Source organism: Paenibacillus sp. DMB5, from assembly GCF_001517085.1.
In the GTDB taxonomy this organism is placed as follows: domain Bacteria; phylum Bacillota; class Bacilli; order Paenibacillales; family Paenibacillaceae; genus Paenibacillus_AQ.
The window spans coordinates 24,899-40,399 of the sequence record NZ_LRAC01000145.1; the positions used below are offsets into that span (position 1 = coordinate 24,899).

General features: G+C 52.7%; 11 protein-coding genes. 3 read left to right on the forward strand and 8 right to left on the reverse strand.

Annotated elements, in window-relative coordinates; genetic code table 11:
* Positions 1–36 precede the first annotated feature (36 nt).
* The 7 genes from AWJ19_RS25080 to AWJ19_RS37405 all read right to left on the reverse strand — a co-directional run bounded on the left by AWJ19_RS25080 (position 37) and on the right by AWJ19_RS37405 (position 9,092).
* Positions 37–1,674, reverse strand: a complete 1,638-nt coding sequence (locus AWJ19_RS25080; protein WP_068727979.1) for an extracellular solute-binding protein — start codon at positions 1,672–1,674, stop codon at positions 37–39.
* 69 nt (positions 1,675–1,743) lie between these two features.
* Entirely contained in the window at positions 1,744–2,574 is an 831-nt protein-coding gene (locus AWJ19_RS25085; protein WP_241781882.1) for a carbohydrate ABC transporter permease, read from the reverse strand.
* Between the two features lie 59 nt (positions 2,575–2,633).
* Positions 2,634–3,593, reverse strand: a complete 960-nt coding sequence (locus AWJ19_RS25090; RefSeq protein WP_068727981.1) for an ABC transporter permease subunit — start codon at positions 3,591–3,593, stop codon at positions 2,634–2,636.
* Between the two features lie 296 nt (positions 3,594–3,889).
* The gene (locus AWJ19_RS25095; protein ID WP_068727982.1) at positions 3,890–5,428 is read right to left on the reverse strand and encodes a glycoside hydrolase family 28 protein; all 1,539 of its coding nucleotides are present in this window, start codon (positions 5,426–5,428) and stop codon (positions 3,890–3,892) included.
* Positions 5,409–8,003 (reverse strand): hypothetical protein, encoded by a 2,595-nt coding sequence (locus AWJ19_RS25100; protein ID WP_068727983.1) that lies wholly within the window; start codon positions 8,001–8,003, stop codon positions 5,409–5,411. Before AWJ19_RS25100 ends, AWJ19_RS25095 begins: the two co-directional genes overlap by 20 nt.
* A gap of 31 nt (positions 8,004–8,034) precedes the next feature.
* Positions 8,035–8,862 (reverse strand): glycoside hydrolase family 88 protein, encoded by an 828-nt coding sequence (locus tag AWJ19_RS25105; RefSeq protein ID WP_068727984.1) that lies wholly within the window; start codon positions 8,860–8,862, stop codon positions 8,035–8,037.
* Between the two features lie 11 nt (positions 8,863–8,873).
* On the reverse strand, positions 8,874–9,092 hold the full coding sequence (locus AWJ19_RS37405; RefSeq protein ID WP_068727985.1) for a glycoside hydrolase family 88 protein: 219 nt from the start codon (positions 9,090–9,092) through the stop codon (positions 8,874–8,876).
* A gap of 149 nt (positions 9,093–9,241) precedes the next feature.
* Between AWJ19_RS37405 and AWJ19_RS25115 the strand changes: the two genes are divergently transcribed.
* Entirely contained in the window at positions 9,242–10,105 is an 864-nt protein-coding gene (locus AWJ19_RS25115; protein WP_068727986.1) for an AraC family transcriptional regulator, read from the forward strand.
* A 75-nt stretch (positions 10,106–10,180) separates the two neighbouring features.
* On the opposite strand, the gene AWJ19_RS25120 is transcribed toward AWJ19_RS25115, so the two are convergent.
* On the reverse strand, positions 10,181–11,266 hold the full coding sequence (locus AWJ19_RS25120; protein ID WP_068727987.1) for an HD domain-containing phosphohydrolase: 1,086 nt from the start codon (positions 11,264–11,266) through the stop codon (positions 10,181–10,183).
* Positions 11,267–11,876: 610 nt separating this feature from the next.
* Here AWJ19_RS25120 and AWJ19_RS25125 point away from each other — a divergent pair.
* Together AWJ19_RS25125 and AWJ19_RS25130 are read left to right on the forward strand one after the other, a co-directional pair.
* Positions 11,877–14,768: a M14 family metallopeptidase gene (locus AWJ19_RS25125; RefSeq protein WP_157890088.1), complete on the forward strand. Its 2,892-nt coding sequence runs from the start codon at positions 11,877–11,879 to the stop codon at positions 14,766–14,768.
* Positions 14,735–15,412 carry an S-layer homology domain-containing protein gene (locus AWJ19_RS25130; protein ID WP_068727989.1) on the forward strand — a complete coding sequence of 226 codons (678 nt, stop codon included), beginning with the start codon at positions 14,735–14,737 and terminating at the stop codon, positions 15,410–15,412. The genes AWJ19_RS25125 and AWJ19_RS25130 overlap by 34 nt, the downstream gene beginning before the upstream one ends.
* The last annotated feature ends 89 nt before the right edge of the window (positions 15,413–15,501 follow it).

Consider the following 15,501-nt stretch of genomic DNA (forward strand, 5'->3'; position numbering starts at 1 on the left):
AAATCAAAATGGGGCCTGCTGCTGCCGGAAACCGTATTATTTTTTCATTTCGGCATAGGCCGCCTTGCGTTCATCATGCACCTGCTGTCCGCCGATTTTGAGGAATTCCTTAACATAAGCGTCATAGGTTTCACTGAACTTCTCCGGCTTGGCTACGATTGATTTTACAATCGCCTCTGTTGCTTTAGCCTTGATGGTATCCCCGTATTTGATCTCGGATTCAATCGGCCGTTCAAACCGGACCAGCGTGTAGCCGTCCTTCAGCGCATTAAGAATCGTCTGCTTGGAGAGCTCTTTATAGTCCGGCGTCTGGAGCGCGGCTGCTTCAATATTTTTCTCCTCCGAGCCGAAATCCTTGCCGTTCGAGATAATGGCGATATCGCTGTTATTATAGAAGGTCTTTTTTGCTTCATCCGTTGTGATAGCTACAGGGAAGCCGTTCTCAAGATTATAATGCTCACCTTCGTTGCCATTCTGCAGCGTAAAGAGCACATCTGACTGGGACATCCAGTCCAGATATTTCACGGCTTCAGCCGCGTGCTTGCTTGTCTTCGGAATCAGAATATGCATACCTACCGGGTCATACAGCGATTTTGGCGTTTTGCCTTCTTCGTCCGTGAACGGGTCCATAGCCACATATTCCGCACCGGGAACATTCTGCTTCAGGGTATCGAACACCTTGCCCGGCCCCATCAAGCTGGCATGCGCAGCCAGTGCGGTGAAGGCGCCGACATAACCGTTGGCCACATCGCTTTCGAACTGCTTGCCGTCTTTATCCAGCGCAAAGTCCGGGTTGATCAGGCCTTCCGCATTCATCTTGTTCAGGAACTGGACGCCGTCCTTGTAGCCGGGCTTAGAGATTTCCGGGATGTAGCTCGTTGAAGTGTACATGTATTCTTCTTCTTCAGACAGCTTTTTGACAAAAGAGTTGACCAGTACCATCGGGCTGGTATAGGTAGTCCCGTCGATGGCACTGAAATCGTAGGCGATCAGCTTGCTGCCCACCTGTCCGGGATCCTGCTCTTTAAACGCTTTCATAGTTTCGTAAAATTGTTCGGTAGTCGCTGGAACCGGCAAGCCCAGCTTATCCAGCCAATCCTTGCGGATGTATGAGGACTGGGTATACTGCAGCGGCCGTTTGGCCGGAATCGTATATTGCTTGCCGTCGAACACGCCGTAAGCCAGCACATCGTCACCGAGGAAGGTTTTAAGGTTCGGGCCGTATTCGTCGATCAGGGCACCGACCTCTGTTAAGCCGCCGTCTTTGACATAGTTGTAGATCGTATTCATGTCATAGGTAAAGACCAGGTCCGGGGCATCACCGGTCGCCATCAGTACATTCAGCTTATCGACCTCCTGATTGCGCGGAACCGGTACAAATTCCATCTTGATGTTGTTCGGATCGCCGAAATTCTTCTGGATCCACTGCGTCCAGTAGTTGTCGGTAACCGGACCTGCACCGGCTGGCGCATTACCGCGGTCAAATACTTCGACTCTCAGCGTAACGGGATCTTTGGACTTGGTGCTGCCGGCTTCTCCCCCTGAAGCCGGTGAAGAAGCGGCGGAGGAAGCGCCCTCATTATTGTTCGCATTGCCGGAGCAGCCTGACAGGACACCTGCCAGAACCAGAGCCGCCGCTGATGCCGTGAACCATTTCTTTTGCTTTGTTTTCACGTATATACTCCCCTTTGTCTTGATATTGTGCAATATGTCTTTCAATTCCGCAAGCACGGAATGATCAACCTACTCTTTGACCGCTCCGATCATCGTCCCGGATACGAAGTACCGCTGCAGCCACGGATACACGATCAGAATCGGCACGGTTGCGAACATAATGCTGGCCGCCTTGATTCCTTCAGCTACGACCTCGGTCTGAATAGCACCTTCCTGCGCCGTCAGGTCCGTAACCATACTGTTCATAACCACCTGATAGAGCTTCAGCTGTATCGGATACAGCTCCGAATTGGTAATGTAGAAAAGCGCGTCCATGTAAGTGTTCCATCTCGATACCGCATAGAACAGGCTAAGCGTCGCCAGGACCGGCAATGACAGCGGCAGCACAATCCGCAGCAGGGTGCCGATATGGGAGCTGCCGTCCAGATAGGCGGACTCCTCCAGGCTTTTGGGGATAGAGGTAAAGAAGGTACGCAGAATAATCAGATTGAAGGCGCTGATCATGCCCGGAACAATGAGCGAGGTCAGACTGTCCAGCATGCCGAGCTGCTTCACCAGCAGATACTCAGGAATCATCCCGCCGCTGAAGAACATGGTGAAGATGATCAGCATCGAGAAAAAGGATCTGCCCTTCAGATGCTCCTTGGTAAGCGGGTAAGCCGCACAAATACTCATCACCATACTGAGCAGGGTATAGACCAGCGTGAGAAAGATGGTAATGCCCATCGACTTCAGCATCCGCACATCCTCAAACACCAGCTTGTAGGATTCCAGATTGAAGCCGACCGGAAAAATCGTCACTTTATCGGAAATAATCGCTTCCTTCGAGCTAAAAGATACCGCAATGATATTCAGAAACGGCAGGATGCTGAGCAGAACGGTCAGTCCGATGAAGATCATGATGAGTACGTCCGACACCTTGGTCGTCCGCTGAATTTTGTTGTTTACTGCCAGGCTTCTTACCATAGTCCCTGTTCCCCCATCCTCTTCGCAATCGCATTGGACCCGACAACAAAGACCAGCCCGACCAGTGCCTGGAACAGTCCCATCGCGGTTGCCAGCGAGAACTGCGCCGACTGCAGCCCCACCTTGTAGACAAAGGTACTGATAACCTCCGCATAATCCATGACGAGCGCATTGCCCATTACAAACGGCCGTTCAAACCCGATCGTCATAATTTTGCCGAGCGCCATAATCAGCATGACTACAATGGTTGGCCGGATGCCCGGCAGCGTGATATTCCACATTTTCCGCCATCTTCCGGCTCCGTCCACCTCCGCCGCTTCGTACAGCTCTTTATTAATTCCTGTCAGCGCCGCAAGATAGATAATGGTCCCCCAGCCGGCACTCTGCCACACCCCGGTTCCCAGGTAGACGAGCAGCCAGTGATTTTTCTCCGTCAGAAAAGGTACGGATTCGAACCCAAGTGAAGTAATCAGATTATTCACCAGACCGCCGTTGTTCGAAAAAATCTGATAAACCAGCCCCCCGATAATAACCCAGGAGATAAAATGCGGCAGATAGAGAATCGTCTGCGACAGCTTCTTGAACCAGACCGTACTTAGCTCATGCAGCAGCAGGGCCAGAATAATCGGCGCCGGAAACGACACGATCAGATCCAGCAGATTCAGCAGCAGCGTGTTGCGCACTACCGTATAAAACTGGCTCATGGCAAACAGCTCCCTGAAGTTCTCGAAACCGATCCATTCGCTTCCGCCCACCCCTTTAAAAATGCTGTAGTCCTGAAAGGCAATTGCTGCGCCGTACATCGGCACGTACTTGAAAATAATGAAATAGGCGATCGGAAGAAACAGCAGCAGGTATAACTGATAATCCTTCCAAAAGCCCCTGGCCATCCGCTTCTGCTTAACGGGCCGCGGTATTGCCTGTGTTCTGCGTTCTGCAAAACTCCGGTCCATGTGTACATCCCTTCCCTTACAAATAGGCTTGACAGATCTGTCTGCGCTCTTCCCGGTAAGCCGCTGATGGCCCCGGGTTGAATACCCACACTATACCCGGCCGCCATTTAAGGGCACAATAGACTCATTTCTGCGGCATTATCCTCATTCCGATCCCTTATGCGGCGGGCTTTTTCCGCTGTTAAAGGGCATGCGAAAAGAACACCGCCCTTGACAGGGCAGCGTTCTCGGAAAGCAGTAAATACAGAATCAGGTTCATCAACGGAATAAAGTCAATCCCATGGAAGCATGCATACCTAATTGGTATTATGGAATTGATATGCCTCATCCAGCCGTGACAGCACGGATACATTGTTCATGATCAAACCTTCAATATTGTAGGCTTTCAGTCCGTATTTCCCGATAGCCGATACATTCTCCAATACGATATTCTGCAGCGGCTGTTCAGGCAGCCCGGCCATAAATACGGCATTGCCGGCATGCGTGTCGAGCACGATGTTGCGGAAGGTAATATTGCGGATGATTCCGGTCCCTTCAGTCACTTCCTCCGCGCGGTCAGGGTCGTACTCCTTATGGCTGTAGAATTGGTCAATATTGACCGCTCCTCTGAACCACTGGCAATCTTCATGCTCCAGGCTGTAATTGCGCAGTGTGCAGTCCTCATACACGATGTTCTCGATAACCGCTCCCCGGCCTCTGGGGGCCTTAACCGTTCCGATACTGTATACGTCCTCGAAAGTACAGTCACTGACACGGACATTTCTGACGCCGCCGGACATTTCGCTGCCGACGGCTACGCCGAACCCGCTTTTAAACCGGCAGTTCGTGATCCGGATGTTCTCGGAAGGAATCCCGACGGCTCTGCCCTCCTCATCCCGGCCGGACTTGATGGCAATGCAGTCATCCTGGCTGGCGATCATGGAGTTGAAAATATAAATTTCGCTGGAGGAGTCGGGATTCAGCCCGTCGCCGTTAAAAACATCTGCATATCTGCGCCCATGCTCATCATTCTTCGTATATATGCTGACGTTGTTTGCAGTCACCTTATTACAGTAGATCAGATGCACGCACCACGCAGGTGACTGGCGGACGGTAATGTCCTTCAGATACACATAATCCGCGCTCCGCAGGCAGACCGCCCGGCCCCGGAAGCCCTTCTTCTCAGCCATTTCCGCCTTGAATAGGGCTGTACCGTTCGCGTCGATCGTGCCTCCACCGGCAATGGTGATATGCTCAAGCCGCTCGCCGCCGGCGCAATCCTGCGTATTTACCAGGCTCGCATAGCAGAGCTGCTCCCGGCCCTCCCAGCGGTAGGTCATCAGCGGATAATCCGCCGGCTGCGGACTACCCAGTAGCACCCCGCCCTTCTCAATGAGCAGCGTCATGTTGCTCTTCAAGAAGATGGCGCCGCTTAAGAATGTGCCTGCAGGCACGTATACCGTACCGCCGGGGGTGCAGGCATCAATTGCCGCCTGGATCGCTGCTGTGTTAAGCACCTCACCGCCCTCTACCGCACCAAACCCGGTAATATTGAACAGCTCCCCTTCCAGCTTTGTAGAAACCATAATTAAATTACTTGGAGGTGACACTTTTCCGGCTGCAGTTACCGCACACACATGCACTTTATATTCCTGTGCAGGCGCAAGCCCAGTTACAGTATAGTCCGCTGCCGTGCATATGCCGTGAATGACATCATTCACATATACCCGGTAACAGCCGACATCTCCGGATGCTTCCGGTTTATCCCAGACCACCGCAATGCTTCCGGACGTCCGGGCGGCCGGCGGAGATACAAGATTAAGAGGTGTTAACAGGTTAGTGTCTGTTGTTTGCATTGCCATTCCCCCCGTTTTCCTTCATTAATTCCAGCAGTCTGGCCGTCTCCATATAATTCAGGCTCCACTGCGAAATCCCATTGGTGTTGGCATACGGAACTTCACGGACCGGGCGGATGTATTCCGCTTCTGCCACATTTACATACACCGGATTGCCGTCCGGATCTATCTGGCCGGGAGTATTGGAGCTGTGGTCCGCTGCTGCGCTCAGCATGTCCAGCGCCTGCTGCATCCGTTCAGGCTTCCCTAAGCGGTAACCCGTATAAGCCGGCATGCGGATACCGAACCGCAGGCCATCCCAGGCCTTGTCGTTACTCTCATTAAACAAGCCGCCGGACGCAAGCTTCCGCTCTTCCGGTGTCATGGCGAAATAGTCTCCGAACTGGGCCAGCATATCCCTCAGCTCTTCATCGCCAGTCAGCTCCGCCAGCTCAAACCAGATTTCCGGCCCGCCGAAGCAGATGACCATATGATACTGGTAATTGCCCTCGCTTAAATATCCCATCTCTCCGGTATCCGGGTTATACCGGAAATGGGAGCCGGAGGCCAGCCGGTTAGGCGCCTGTTTGATCGAATCAAGGCCGGTCAGGATCTTGTCCCTGTACTTTGTATCCTGGAATCTCTCCCACCGGGTCATCCAGTTGGAGACATACGAGGACCAGTCCGGACCGGTCCGCACCTGATAGCACCCGTCTGCGTCCGCGCTCTGACCAATCCGCGGGGCATAGTCGGCGTCTTTTACAAAATCCATAATATCGCCGATCCGCTCATCCCCCGTCAGATAATAGAAGAACCGGTGATGACCGGCCATGGAAATCCGCGGCTCCTTCCATTTGCAGCCCCAGTGACGCACATTGTGGCGGCTGCCCAGCATCGCATATTCACCGAGATGGTACATATCCACCTCGCTCGTATGCCGCGTCATCGCCCGGGCGAACCGGAAGATATCATAATCCCCGGTGCGCAGGAACAGCAGCCAGTTCACGTAAGTGTTGCACAGCTCTGTATTTTGCCAGGCAAAGCCGCCGACATCATAACGCCAGTTGTGACGCACAGGGTCATAGGTATGCATCACATCCCCGTAGTCCCAGAAGCCGTACCATCTCCGCTGCTCTACCTCTTTAATGTAAAAATCCATAAAGCCAAGCAGCGCCCGCTCATGCGCAGCCGTCCGGTACTGCTCCTGCCCCGGCGGATGCCAGTAGGTACCGAACACCCTGGTGTCCGCGTATACTTCCGGGGCGGCAACCAGCAGCGCATCACTCTGCACATCCGCGGCAAAATCCAGCACCGCCTGCTTGCCCGGCATACGGTCGAACAGCTTGAGCGTAATCTCGTTGGTGTTAGCAATCCCCTGCGGATGGTTATTCATATCCCCGTAGGAGAAGGCATGCGATTCCGTATCATACGCCCGGAAATCATAGGCTTCAGCGTACCTGCTATAGAGCCAGACGCTCAGGCAGGGTTTGTCTTCCCTGGCGCCGGTAATTTCCAGTGCCATCGGGCTTTTCTGCCAGAAATCCTTGACCGCTGCCGCCAGGATTCCGCTCTCACTCCCGAAAAAGACGGCGCCGCCGGCACGGTTCCCCTGCGCCGCCGGGATGCAGGCGCAGCGGCGGGCGGTGCTTTTGACAATGCTGTAGTGGTCGCAGGAATCCTGCTGCAGCCGGAAGTTGCTCCAGGCCGCGTTATCCCGCACATTTTCCAGCAGCTCCGGTTCGGCATCCGGGTCGATGTGGACAAACTGGCCTTCCGTCTGCTGCCGCTCATACAGCGGATGGATGCCATTATAGGTATAAAGCGGCTGCACAGCTTCGTAGAACATACCCGTATCGCCGGTAAATCCGGCATGGCGGTTCCACAGCTCCCCCGCAGCCTGCATGTTAAAATGCACGGCCAACCCCTTCAAATAATCGCGGTTCTCATCGGCATCGAACACAAAGCTATGCACCATCCGGATCTCGTCACTTTCCGCATAGAAATAGAGCCGGATGACGAACGGAAAACGCCGCTCACTGCTGTTCATATAACGGTGGCCGCCTTCCAGCTTGACGACAGCCCGCAGCGGGCCTGCTTCCTCTAGTGTTATAGCGTTTGTATACCCGATCAGCTTGTGGATGGAAACGGTCTCAAGACCTTCCTGCTCCACCCGGTTCTCAATCAGTGCAGTTAACTGTGCGGAAACGGGCTGCTGGCCGCTCTGCCTGCGCAGCAGGGAAGAAATCAGCTGGCCGCCCGTGCGGAGCGTACAGGTGAGCAGCCCGCTTTCGATCTGGACAGAGCCGTCTGCCGCCTGGGCTGCGGTAATGCGGGCTCCAGAAGCAGCTCCTTCCCCTTTACGCATAACATAAGCTGCCCTAGTATCCAGCACTCCGCTGTGCAGCAGCCACTTCACTGAGCCGTCCGGCCAGTAAGCGTTAATCTTCGTCTGAACGGGGACTCCATTCCCGGCCTCGTCCTGCAGCGACACAGGTTCTCCGGGCTGCAGCGCCCCCTGGCTCCACGGCGTACCGAAGCTTACCGGGGTACGCCCGGCCCGTTGTGCTGTCAGCCAGTTTAAACGCAGTATAGACATGATTTTTACACCTCCAGATAATGTTATTCCATTAACAGTGATGAACCAGTGCTTCGCTGAAGAGCATCAGCGCAATTCCGGTATTGTACGGTCTGGGAGCGTAAGGCACCAACAGATAACCCGCCTTATCCTGGCAGTCTGTGCCGCCGGAGGCATGCAGCACCGTCCCGTCCTCCGCCAGATGCTCAGCCAGAATATTTCCCGTAACCTGCTTGCCCCAGTCTCTGAAGCGTTCATCCAGCAGGCCGAGCCGGAAGCCTTTGAGTGCGGCATAGGCGAACAACGCGGAGGCGCTTGTCTCCATATAAGCTTTCTCCACATCCAGCAGCGTCCGCAGCATGCCGTCTTCCATGCGCAGTTCATACGCTTTTTCCATATGCCGCTTGAACAGTTTCCCGAACCGTGCAGTGTCATACGGCTGTCCCTGCAGCAGATCCAGCAGTTCCACCACACTTACAGCTGCCCAGCCGTTGCCGCGTCCCCAATGCTCGCCAAGCCTGATTTCCTGCAAACAGTGGTAGCCGTGGGAATACAGGCCGCTCTCATGGTCAAACTGGCAGCCGGCATGAATATCGAACTGGCGCAGGGCCTCCGTAATACAAGCCTCATTGTCTTCAGCGGTGCCAAACCGCAGCATAAACAGACCCGCCATAAACAGCGTGTCAATCCACAGCTGGTTTTTGTAATCCTCCAAGCCACCCGCTCCCGGGCCCCATACATGCGCGAAGCCGCCGTTCGACGTCCGCAGTGCCCCGTTCACGCACCAGTCTGCCACCTCCCGGCAGCTTTCCAGATAACGCGCATTCCCCGTCTCCCTGTATACACTAAGCAGTGCACCCGCAGGCGCAACCCAGTTCACTGAGCCGTGCCTCAGTTTCCGCCGTTGTCCTCACACCACTTTTGCAAAAAGCTGAAATACCGCTCCTGCCCTGTCTCCTCATAAGCCTTGATGACTCCGTACAGCGCTACCCCCTGCACCCATTCCCACACATCCAGATTGTCATGTTCCTCCCGGCCGTGCAGCTTGTTCCAGAGCTTATCCAGGCCCTGCACTAGCTCATCCCTTTGTATAATCACATCAGTCCCCATATCGTCCTCCCGCATGGAATGCTTAAGAATCGTAATCAGACTAACACAATAAAAATGGGATTACTCCGCATTTAAGCACATAAAACTTCTTTATTCCATTTATTTTGCTATAATTAAAAAATCATTTTGCCTGAGGAAAGGAGTTCCGCATGTCTGCCCCGATCTATCCCGATATCATGCGTTTCGGTACTGACCACGACCTCTTTAAACTGGAATTCGACCGGCGCACCGGCCCTTATTCAATGAATAACAATCACTACCACTTTCAATATGAGGTCTTCTATCTGTTCCAGGGTGAACGGAATTATTTCGTCAAAGACACCGCCTACCATATCCGGCCCGGCGACCTTGTAATGGTCGATTCCAACGCCCTGCACAAAACCTCCGAGTCAGGCAGGCCGAACCATGAACGGATTGTCGTCTATTATTCACCCGGCTTTTTCGATACGCTGCGGCCGGACGAGCAGGAGCTGCTGCTTGCCCCGTTTACCCGGAACACTCCGGTAATCCGGCTGAATCTGCAGGAGCAAATGCAGGTAGAGCAGCTGCTGTATGCCATAATGGATGAAATGAAGGAGCAGGCTCCAGGCCATGCGCTCCAGCTGCAGAGTGTGACGGCCGAGCTCCTGATCTACATTGCCCGTACCGTCCAGAAGCGCGGCATCCAGCCGGATCATCCGGCCTCCCCCTCCCAGCGCAAGGTGACCGAGATCGTCCGGCATATCAATCAGCATTACGGGGAATCTCTGCAGCTGGACGATATAGCGGAAGCCTTTTATATCAGCAAAAGCCACCTGAGCCGCAGCTTCAAAAAAGTCACCGGCTTCGGATATACAGAATACGTCAATCTGATCCGTGTCCGGGAAGCCGAGCGGCTGCTGCGGGAGACCGGCTGGAGTGTCACCCTGATCGCGGAGCACTGCGGGTTCGACAGCCTTACCCATTTCGGCAAGGTGTTCAAGAGCATATCCGGGGTCCCGCCGCGGGACTACCGGAAGCTGCACAGCTCCTGACGGACAAATGCAAAAAGAGCAGCTTCTCCTTAGAAAAGCTGCTCCCTTTTACCCTATAAAGTTGTAACTCCCACGTCAGCCGATAACATCCCTGATATGCACGAGGCTCGTTTTACTCAAATCTATGAACTCATTTTGCGCCAGGGCAATGAGCGGGCGTGTCGGATAGTTCGAATTAGTCAGCACAATGGTGCCCGTCCGCCCATCCGACAGATGGACCTCGCAGCCAACCTGGCTGGCCAGCAGCGAATCGAGAAACGTCATGCCTATATAAGAGTCAAAGCGATTATGTATGATACCTTCATGAATATTGTTGATGACTTCAAAAAATGAAACCGCAGGCCTGTGCGGCCGGTCGGAAATCATGGCCATGTAGATGTCTGCCAGGGTAACAATTTTGCTCAGCCGGTCGATCTGGTCCCCTTTAATCCCGTGGGGATAGCCGCTGCCGTCTTCTCGCTCATGATGCTGCAGGGCGACCAGGGCAATACGGGGATCAACACCCGAATTGGACAGCAGCTCATACCCGAGAACCGTATGCTGCTTCATGATCTCGTACTCATGCTTGTCCAGCCTGCCAGGTTTGGCGATCAGCGAGGACGGCAGTCTGACTAGACCGATATCATAGACACAGGCGGCGGTTGCCAGCAGCTCCATTTCCTCGTCATCCAGTCCAAGCCGCCGGCCAAGGGATGTAGCAATAACCGCAACCCCTATGCTCTGCTTGTAGCGGTAATCCTCCTGCTCCTTAAGCTCCGAGAACACCTGGAACAGATTGAACCGCTTCGCAGTATCTTTAATGAAAGGAAGAATCTTCTCCTCTACATCGTCAATCGGAACAATCCCGTTGGCCCGTACGAGCCGGTCTATTTCCTGCAGATGCTTCTCCGTGCGCTTGGCCAGTCTGCGTGATTCAATGCTTGAAGGGCGAAGCCTGGCTTCTGCTGCAGCATCCGCTGCTTCAGGGTGCTTCTGCTCCTCACCCCCGGTCTCTTCGACAGCCTCCTCCACAATTCTGAGCTTGATTTTGAAATTCGCCAGCTTGTCGATGTGATTCTGATGCAGAACGGTATCCTTCGAAATTAACAGGATTCCGTCCGTGCTGTAGATATTGCTGCCCAGCTTTTTTCCGATAAAAATATCATATGCCTCCAGCGACATTTATGGACTCACCCCCGCCTTCCTTCCCTTAATTGCACAGACGTGCCGGATCGCGATGATCATCCATCTGATAGATAGTATTCTAAGCCCTGTTCGGGCAGGTTCAAAGCATTTATTAGCGTTGTTTCCGGAAAATGAATCCTAAGTATGAGCTGTTGAACAGTCGGGCCCCCGGAAGTGCATTTAGGACTACGATACACGTTTTTTTTCTTGGGTCATTGGAAGGATTGCTGCAGGGTAACGGATGCGCTCATTTGCACGCTTCTGCACACAAAAATCTTCGGAAACACAAGCCGCAGCAGCTGCCGGTTTTTTTATGTATTTTCATTTGCAGCAATATAATTTTTAAGCGTTGTCATTTTGAAAATATAATTTTTTAGCTTAAATCTATGAAAAAGCTTCCGATTTTAATTAAAATACTATATTATAGTTTTCTATATGTATATTAAATGTATTTTATGCATATTAATTCGTCACACGCAATGTGAATATTACATATTCATGGGAGATTTGCCGTACGAATCTACAGGAGGGATGCATAAATCTGCATAAGCGGAATCTGCTGCCGTCCGGGCAGCGATCTATCAAACAAGACACTGGGAGGTATATGATGACTAAGAAATTTTTATCCTTATTAATCGCGTTAACTCTGACCCTATCCGGAATTATTCCGTCAGCCTATGCCGGAGCTGCCGTTACCGAGGTCCAGCCTCAGGTACAGACTCAGGTTCAATCCACAACGGTATCTGAAGAAGTCTATCAGACCCCTCCGGCCACCGTATCGGAAGAAGTCTACCAGGCCTCGATGACCGAAGCCAGAACCATGCCGGTTACACTTACCCTGCCTGAAGGCGTTACAGCAGACCAGCTTACCTGGACATTCGGCAGAACCGCGGAAGAGATGAAGCCGCTCACTGAGTGGAAGAAATGGAATAACGCTTCGAACGTTAGAGCTTATACGGGAGATCCTTTTGTAAAAGTATCCTATGAGCCTGCTGCAGCTTCTACAGTAACCGCTCTGGTATACTTCGATATGCCATACGGTGTGAACCTGGCCGTCAGCGGCATCCGGGCCGAATATGTGAAGCTTGCCGGGGTATACAACCTGACTGCAAAAACGCCTGCAGGTGATGTGCTGGTAGAGCAGCAGGTGGATCTGAACCCGTATGATACCTATCATACATATGATGAAATCAAGCCGGCGATTGATAGAATCACCGCTGACAGCAATAACAAATACGGCCGTTATGTGGAGTACCAGCAGATTGGAACGTCCACACAGGGACGGGCAATCCACTTCTCCATCGTCGCCAAGGACAAAGCGTCCGTAGACCAATATCTGAACGAAACGCTGCCGCTGATGAACAACGACCCTGCCAAGCTGCAGGAAATGATCAAGAACGGCCAGCTTCAGGATTATAAAGTGCCGATCTGGCTGAACAACATCCACGCGGATGAAGCCAACGGCGTAGACGTTATCATCAAGTTCCTGGAAACTCTGATGACCGAAAAGATCGTCAACTATGATACAACCGATGCCAATGGCAATGTAGTTCCGGTAGCCCTCGATATTGACAAGGCGCTGGACAATGTGATTTTCCTGCTGGACTATGTAGAGAATCCGGACGGCCGTGCGCTTAATACACGTGCGACTTCCACCCTGCTTGACCCGAACCGTGACAACTCTTACCAGACACAACCTGAAACTCAGGCTGTTACTGCACAGATTGCCAAATGGACTCCGCTGAGCTTCCTGGATATGCACGGCTTCGTGAGCGGCTTCCTGATTGAGCCTTGTACGCCGCCGCATGACCCGAACATCGAATACGATCTGGTCATGGACAGCATGCTTGAACAGGCCAACGCTATGGGTAATGCCGGTATCGCCAACACCAAGTATGATGCATACCACATTCCATATCTGGAAGCTGAGAAGCTGAAAAATGATCCAAACTATGCTGATCCTTACGGCAATGCAACCGGCTGGGACGATGCTTCCCCGGCATACACTGCTGTATATGCGATGCATCAGGGTGCGCTTGGACATACAATCGAGGTACCTGAGCTGAACGAGGATTCCCTGGATGCCTTCTACTATGCAACCCTGGCAGCCACCAACTATGTACAGGACAACAAAGAAGAGCTGTTCCTGAACCAGCTTGAAATCTTCAAACGCGGTATTAACAATGAAGACCACAAAGAAGTTGATCCTTACCTGGTTAACGCCAACTACGAGTCTATCGGCCGTGAGCGTGAAACCGAAGACACGAACTTCTTCCCTGAATATTATGTGCTTCCTGTAGCTAAGGATCTGCAGAAGAACGCGCTGGAAACGTACAAAATGGTGCAATACCTGCTCCGTAACGGTGTAAAAGTGGAACAGACCACTGCAGCGGTAACGGTAGACGGCAAGACTTATCCTGCCGGAACTTATGTCGTAAACATGCATCAGGCTAAACGGGGTTATGCCAACCTTGTCCTGTATGATGGACTGGATGTATCCGACTTCGACGCCATGTATTCCGATACTGTACAAAACTTCGCAGATATGCGCGGATTTGACCGTTACATCAGCCGCAGCGTTGGTGCCTTCACCGGCAAAACTTCGCAAGTCAGCAGTATCGTAATTCCGGCAACGAACCTGGATCAGTATCCGTTCTCGCAAAATTACGTTATCCGCAACAGCAACAATGATGCAATCAAAGCGGTTAACGAGCTGCTCACGAACAAAAAAGCAGTAACACTGCTCGAAAACGGCGGTGCCGGCTATGAAAAAGGCAGCTTCCTGGTATCCAGATCCAATCTGCGGACCGTAGCTTCCAAATACCTGCTGGACATTGTACCGTTCTATGCAACAGGCGACAAAACAGGCAAGCTGCTGAAGCCGGCTAATGTAGCCATTGCCGGAGCACCTTCCTATATCCTGGCCGATCTTGGATTCAAGGTGACTACCGACACAGTTGCAGCGGACGTACTGGTTAACTCTGGTACTAACCTGATCACCAGCGGCAAGCCGTTTATTGGCTATGGCCGTACGATCCTGAGCAGCGTTAAAGCTTTGAACGTCCTGCCGGGCCTGAATTTCGCCAATCCGGTGAATCAATCGAACAGAGCAGCCGCGCATGAGGGCTTGTTCAAAGCAACCATTTCACAGGATAGCCTGATTACTGCTCCTTATGAAGAAAGTGAATACCTGTACACTGTATCTGCAGCTTATATCACAGCTGTTCCGGAAGGCGCTGAAATCCTGGCGAAATACGGAACCGGCGACGACTTCTTCAAAGCCGGCTGGTGGCCGAACAATGATGCTGCCAAAGATCAGGTGCTGGCTCTGGATTACCAGACGGACAGCATGCATGTAACCCTGTTCGCCAACGATCTGCTTAACAAGTATCACCCGCAGAACCAGTTCAGATTACTGGCTAATGCAATCTACGCATCGTCTCCGGCAGCTACAGAAGCTGACGCATGGATCCTGGCGTGCTGGAATCCGAGCCTGTAACGGGGGGACCAGCTCCAGCTGCAACTCCGGCACCGACTGCAACACCAGCTCCAACGGCAACACCACAGCCGACAGCAACACCTGCTCCGGCAGGCAGCTTTACAGATCTGGGTAATGTAACCTGGGCCGCATCTGCAATTGCAGAATTAAGCGCCAAAGGCATTATTAACGGCGTAGGCAACGGCAGCTTCGCACCGCTCAAGGAAGTTACCCGTGCCGAATTCATCACCATGATCGTCCGTGCTTTCGCTCTCCCGCTGGAGAATGCATCGGCCAGCTTCACTGATGTGGCAGCTACAAACTGGGCTTACAGCTATGTTGCTGCCGGTGTAGAGAACGGTCTGGTTAACGGTGTAGGCAACGGCAAATTCGAGCCTAACCGTTCCATCACACGTGAAGAGATGGCTATCATTGCTGCCAATGCCCTGACGAAGTTCAAAGGTAAATCGGTAAGCAATGCCGATGCTGCCCTTGCAGGCTTCAAGGACAAAGCAAGCATCGCTTCATACGGTAAAGACGCTGTAGCGCTGCTCACCCAGGAAGGAATTGTGAAAGGGATGACCGCCGACACCTTTGCGCCAAAAGGCATCGCCAACCGCGCTCAGGCTGCTGTCATCATCAGCAACATCCTCAATCTGCAATAATCCGCTTATAAAAGCTTACACAGGGATGCCCCCGGCCGTAACGGCTGAGGGGCATCCCTGTTTTAATCTATATAGTTGGATTTTGGCTA

Coding starts and splice junctions, on each gene's coding strand:
- AWJ19_RS25085 (WP_241781882.1), bottom strand. CDS start 2,574: ATGATCTTCATCGGACTGACCGTTCTGCTCAGCATCCTGCCGTTTCTG.
- AWJ19_RS25090 (WP_068727981.1), bottom strand. CDS start 3,593: ATGGACCGGAGTTTTGCAGAACGCAGAACACAGGCAATACCGCGGCCC.
- AWJ19_RS25095 (WP_068727982.1), bottom strand. CDS start 5,428: ATGCAAACAACAGACACTAACCTGTTAACACCTCTTAATCTTGTATCT.
- AWJ19_RS25100 (WP_068727983.1), bottom strand. CDS start 8,003: ATGTCTATACTGCGTTTAAACTGGCTGACAGCACAACGGGCCGGGCGT.
- AWJ19_RS37405 (WP_068727985.1), bottom strand. CDS start 9,092: ATGGGGACTGATGTGATTATACAAAGGGATGAGCTAGTGCAGGGCCTG.
- AWJ19_RS25115 (WP_068727986.1), top strand. CDS start 9,242: ATGTCTGCCCCGATCTATCCCGATATCATGCGTTTCGGTACTGACCAC.
- AWJ19_RS25120 (WP_068727987.1), bottom strand. CDS start 11,266: ATGTCGCTGGAGGCATATGATATTTTTATCGGAAAAAAGCTGGGCAGC.
- AWJ19_RS25125 (WP_157890088.1), top strand. CDS start 11,877: ATGACTAAGAAATTTTTATCCTTATTAATCGCGTTAACTCTGACCCTA.
- AWJ19_RS25130 (WP_068727989.1), top strand. CDS start 14,735: ATGGATCCTGGCGTGCTGGAATCCGAGCCTGTAACGGGGGGACCAGCT.